This window comes from Robertmurraya sp. (assembly GCF_036676585.1).
Taxonomy (GTDB): domain Bacteria; phylum Bacillota; class Bacilli; order Bacillales; family Cytobacillaceae; genus Robertmurraya_A.
On the sequence record NZ_JAKFCQ010000140.1, the window covers coordinates 1 to 4408 of the forward strand.

The 4408-nt window shown below is 41.4% G+C and carries 5 protein-coding genes; 1 reads left to right on the forward strand and 4 read right to left on the reverse strand.

Features of this window, described 5'->3' with window-relative positions; all coding sequences use genetic code 11:
- Positions 1 to 113 (forward strand): TauD/TfdA family dioxygenase (locus ACGLXV_RS17855; protein WP_391559695.1); only part of this gene is annotated, 113 nt, incomplete at its 5' end.
- Positions 114 to 395: 282 nt separating this feature from the next.
- On the opposite strand, the gene ACGLXV_RS17860 is transcribed toward ACGLXV_RS17855, so the two are convergent.
- From ACGLXV_RS17860 to ACGLXV_RS17875, 4 genes are all read right to left on the reverse strand, one after another.
- Complete coding sequence (locus ACGLXV_RS17860; RefSeq protein ID WP_391559691.1) at positions 396 to 1937, reverse strand: DNA polymerase; 1542 nt, start codon at positions 1935 to 1937, stop codon at positions 396 to 398.
- Entirely contained in the window at positions 1930 to 3786 is a 1857-nt protein-coding gene (locus ACGLXV_RS17865) for an RNA-directed DNA polymerase (RefSeq protein ID WP_391559692.1), read from the reverse strand. The genes ACGLXV_RS17860 and ACGLXV_RS17865 overlap by 8 nt, the downstream gene beginning before the upstream one ends.
- An 86-nt stretch (positions 3787 to 3872) precedes the next feature.
- Positions 3873 to 4052: a hypothetical protein gene (locus tag ACGLXV_RS17870; protein ID WP_391559693.1), complete on the reverse strand. Its 180-nt coding sequence runs from the start codon at positions 4050 to 4052 to the stop codon at positions 3873 to 3875.
- Positions 4053 to 4135: 83 nt separating this feature from the next.
- On the reverse strand, positions 4136 to 4408 hold a 273-nt coding region (locus ACGLXV_RS17875), incomplete at its 5' end, for a fructose-bisphosphate aldolase (protein ID WP_391559694.1).

Sequence of the window (4408 nt, forward strand, 5' to 3'; positions counted from 1 at the left end):
AGTGGAGTGAGGGGGATTTGGTGCTGATTGATAACTATCGGACGTTGCATGGTCGGTTTCCGATGTCGGCGGCTTCGTCTTCGCGGGAGTTGTGGCGGGTGCAGGTTTACTGATTGTTGTTGTTTGGGAAGGCCCTGGGGGCAGGGCCTTCTTCGAGACCTTTTTCCATCACTGCGCGATGAAGTCACGAATCGTTTGAATGGTCTCTGTTGGCGCGTGCCGCCAACACCGCGGGGATGTCGCCGGCCTGGGGCTACTTGTCGTCGTCGCCGTCTGTGATCGACGACAAGCCAAAGACCCGACACCACGATATCCAATGAGTAAGTCAATGAAGTTGGGTTGTTCCATGTCGTTTATGTGGCTTATTTAAAGGAGTTTTTATCTGTGTAGATCAGTTATTCAAAGAAATCGCTAAGCGATGCCTTGCCAATAATTGCTCCCTGAAAATGCTCAGTCATTGTATCTGAAAATATTTTGGAAACTATTTTGGTGTCGAAGTCATTGCGATGTTGGAAAAGCACAGCATCATGCATCGGAACTTTGATTTCAATGCGAGACTCACTTCGTAGGTTCAGGAGAGCCTTCTTAAATATCAGCGATGCAGTGCCTTGAACAAGCTGGCTTACGGCAGACCTTTTTTCTTGCTCCGTCAATGGGCCTGTTCGATCACGTTTCATATGATTGCCAAGACAAGTACTTATACGACTGTGTTCCTTGAAGTCGGCTTGTACTGAGTTTTTCCATTTTTCAAAAATTTTAAATTTGTTAAAAAAATCTTTGACGGCTTGTCTTTCAGCGCCGTAACCACAAGCCGCATCATACAAGCTTTGCCTCCTCATTCCGTAGGCATACGATAGAAAAAGTCTTTTAGCCTCTTTACGGTTAGTTTTGTTTTTGAATATATCCCCGGATGCTGTTTCGTAGAGGTCGCCATTCGCATAGAGCTCTAAAAGTTCCGGATCTCCAGATAGCGCTGCCATTATCCCCGCTTCATATTGTTCGAAGTCTATGTATGATAGTTGCTTGTTAGGGTCTGGGACTAGAATATTTCTGTGTTGCTTGGCTAGATTTTGCAGTGAAGGATCTTTGTAGTATATTCTTGATGTTATCGAGCCGAATGTATCTGTTATTGGGTGTATTCTATTTTGGCTTAATGGTATCAGGTTTAACACTTTTCGGGATTTGGCGATTTTCATAAGCTTGAGAAGGTCAATTGCAAAATCATCAGGCATAGGTACAAACTTTAATACGTACTCAACGTTAACACCGGAAAAATCGTAACCCTTTGGTTCGAGGTATTCGATAATATCGTTATCTGTTGGGATTTCTAGTGGCATATTGTATTTGGCTGAGAATTTTTTTAGTGCCGTATAATATTCAAAATCTATATTGCTTTTGTGAGTGCGTAACTGGTCTGTGTCTATGGCGATGCCATCTGATGTAGTACGCGTAAGCTGTTCTGTAATGGGACGTTCAATTTGAATAAATCTATCCCATTCATTGAAGTCTTTTGCTGTTGCTTCTATGTGTTCAGATAATATTATAAGAGCGCTGCCGATGTTTTCGAGTACTCCGCAATCAACTTCAGATGTTTTGTTGAATATAGATAGGTATTTCTTAATTGTCTCACTGTCGGTGACGTGGCTTAGCGATTTCGCGATGTCTACTTTTTCCCTGGATTCTCGATCTGACCGTTTGCCAGATGTTGAAATTCTCAGTTCTTCAATGTCCGTAATTGATTTTGGTAACTGCCTTGTTGCGCGGAATATAATAGGTGCGATTAGCCAGTAATCATGGCAAATTATTTCGTGGTCATCTTGAACCAATTCTTCTGCTGTCGTTTGTGTAAGTGTGCCACTGGACCATAGGTAAAATTTGTCACCGCCTTGCTCTGTATAATCTCGGATAAAGATTAGAGCTTTTTTATGATTATTCATATGGGCTTATTTCCTCATAAATATTTAGCGCGCTTATGGGCTCTCTTTCGGCTAGAGGGGTGCCATTTTCGAAGTATGGCTTGGCTCGAGAGGCGGTCCATTTAAGCTTTGTATCGAGTTGAGAAAGTAATGGAGCAATTTCGTCTTTGGTGAACTCGCTAGCGGCTAATAGAAAGTTTCTTTGGTGGTAGTAGGGCCAGCCATTGCTGAATATTTGGATCAGAGGCTTGAGATGTTCGGCTTCGTCTACACAGCGCAAATATATAAATATTGCTGAGCATTCGGGTTGAAGTAGTTCTGAGCTGATTTTTCTTTTGGCGAGTTCTATCGTGCCATCGTTTTTGTACTTCGCTTTTGCAAGCAAAAGCCATAGATGAAAATTTTGCCAAGAGTAAATTGAGCGGTCGTGATCTTGTAAATAAAGAAATAGCTTTTCTAGCTCTTGCGGGCTTGGAGTAAGTGTCCATAAAATTCGGCAGTATTGGTCTGTTGAAGCTGCGTGATCTTCAAGGGTTTCAATTAGCAGTGTTTTTAGGTCGTTTGCTAAATTGGTGTGTATGTCGAATATATTTGCTTCTGTCAGTTGTATTAAACGATTTATAGCAAAACGAAATTGTCGTGATTGAGATTGTTTTTGATCAATGCATTCGCGCAGTAATTGGTATATATATTTTGCAGATCTAGCTATTACTCGTCTGCTCCTGGATCTCCACATGCTATCGATGGTTTGGCTGCGGTCGTCAGAAGTTGGAAAGTTCTCGTTGATCTCTTCTGATGAGCTTTCATTGTTCAGGATTTTTGTTTTTCCTGAGTTTATATTCATTCCCACTGTTCTTAGTTGGTTTATGAGTTCGGTGAGCGCTTTTTTTGCTGCTCGCGGCGTTTCACATATTATTCTAATATCATCTACGTATCTGTAGTAGTCGTATCCAAGTTCGACCATTTTATGATCAACAGAGTTTAATACGACGTTGGCTATGAAAGATGATGCGTCTCTATTTTGGGGTAGGCCATGTTTTTCGTTATAGCCCCAGCGAGATAGCAGATCGCAAAGAGTGTCAATTGCGTTGCGGATGAGTAGCTTTTTCGGTCCGTCAGTATTTATTTTTTCTATATTTCCTTCAAAGGCTGATTTTATTGTTTCTATTGATATGTTTTCGAAATAATTAATTAGGTCTGTAACTAATAGGGCTTGATTGCTTTGTAATGCTGTTCTAGTAATACCTTCGAAAGTGGTCCAGAGGTCAATGCGACTTTTGAATATGTATCGTTCAGAGTCTCTATTCTTGTTGAATCTGTGGCCGAGAACTCGATGTGATAACAATGGGTCGTAGAAAGGAATTAAGAATGAACAAATAGCTTGGTAAATGAATCGATCATAGAAGTCTGTCTCAAGAGAGTATCTTAATCCTATTCCCTTTTTTGGGATGTTGTAGACGGTTCTTTTTGCACCTAGGTACTTGCCGTTTCCATCTTGTATTAAATTTTGAAGTTTTTCATGTAAATGGATTTTGTTTTCAAATAAATCTCGGTGTTGAATTGCATCGGTAAACCAGTCGTCTCGCATGTCTTGATTTAGATGTTGTAGTACTGCATCTATTTCGATGTCGAACGCTAAGATTTTTGTTAATTCTTTCTTTTCTTCCTTTATGATTCCTTGGTCTTTGCATTTTTGTATAAGTATTCGTAGTTTTTTCTGATTTTTTTTGCTGTTTAAAGTTGGGTTGTTGCTGTTTATTGCTTCGATGATAAGATTCAAGTTTTTTGTTATATCGTTTTCTGATATTACTTCTTTGCCTTCTGTTGTGATTTCAACATCCTGTTTTCCATTTTCTTGTGTTTGCGACATATTTCATTCCTAAAATATTCGTAAATTCAGGTCCTGTATCACGTAGAGTGTCGCGGTATTTATAGATTTTTCAAGTCAATTATGAGCTATTTGGCGAGGATATTTATTTTTGCGGGATTATGATGCAAGTAGCGTGCTTGTTTTTTGCTGCAAAGGCTGACGAGTGCTGGGAGCCAAAACCGACCCAGCCCAGCAGCAATCAAAATTTCTAATCGATTAATTTGAACAATCGATCTGTATGAAATCGGAACGAAAAGGCGACTCAAGAACTGCCACCTTTTTGAAAAGTGAAAATAAAGGTAGGCAAAAACCCGCAAAAAATGCGGGTTTGTTTACGACTGAAATATGGTCACTGCCCCTTAGGTGCATCAAACCCACGCTGCTCAATCACCCGAAACACATCACTCACATCCTGGACCATAATCCGGGCGATGTTGGTGACAGTGTTGATATCGTGCTCGGCGTAGTCCGGCAGGCTGGTGCAGGCCATGAGGTTGAGGTATTTGAGGACGGCGTTGAGGCGTTCGCTGAGGCAGTTGTGGAGTTCGCGCAGTGGGGCGTCGGCGTCGATGAGGAGGACGGGGCGGTCGGTGGCGAAGTGGGACATGGGAGTGTAGTGGCG

Coding starts and splice junctions, on each gene's coding strand:
- ACGLXV_RS17860 (WP_391559691.1), bottom strand. CDS start 1,937: ATGAATAATCATAAAAAAGCTCTAATCTTTATCCGAGATTATACAGAG.
- ACGLXV_RS17865 (WP_391559692.1), bottom strand. CDS start 3,786: ATGTCGCAAACACAAGAAAATGGAAAACAGGATGTTGAAATCACAACA.